The organism is uncultured Jannaschia sp. (assembly GCF_947494055.1).
GTDB lineage: Bacteria > Pseudomonadota > Alphaproteobacteria > Rhodobacterales > Rhodobacteraceae > Jannaschia.
In genome coordinates this window covers 1-448 of the sequence record NZ_CANLTR010000188.1, presented here as the reverse complement: position 1 = coordinate 448, position 448 = coordinate 1, and the positions used below count along the sequence as shown (strand labels likewise).

The following is a 448-nucleotide window of genomic DNA, read 5'->3' as shown; positions in this document are numbered from 1 at the left end:
CACCGCTCGAAAACTTCAATGATCCGGGTTCGCGCCAGGGCGCTCTCGACTTGCACCACGCGCCAGGGGCGCGCGTTCCCGACGGATGGCGCGCGATCCATGTGCTGTCGCAGGCGCTGCAGCACGGAAGAATCGATCGGATCGGACCGGAAGTGGCGAACGTCACGGCGCCAGCGCAGGATGTCGCCGAGCGCGGTCCGATGGTCCTGTGTCATCTTCATGTCCACCTCCTGCACCGTGTTGGCAGAGGAAGCAGTCCGGGACACTGATATCTGCAAGACTATCGGGCTTGAAGCGCCAGGAGCCGCAGCAGGAAGCCGGCGGGTCGGTAAGCCCGCCGACTTTACGCGTGATCCGGGGACGCCCTAGGTTTTGTCGACGTCGCTCTTGTCGATGTCCACCTCGGTCTTGCGCACGGTGTCGGTCACGACTTCCTCGCGCTCCTCGA

The 448-nt window shown here is 64.3% G+C and carries 1 protein-coding gene; it reads right to left on the bottom strand.

The window, feature by feature from the left end:
* Positions 1-221 (bottom strand): nitroreductase family protein (locus tag Q1A87_RS23790; protein WP_299657363.1); only part of this gene is annotated, 221 nt, incomplete at its 3' end.
* Positions 222-448: the final 227 nt, after the last annotated feature.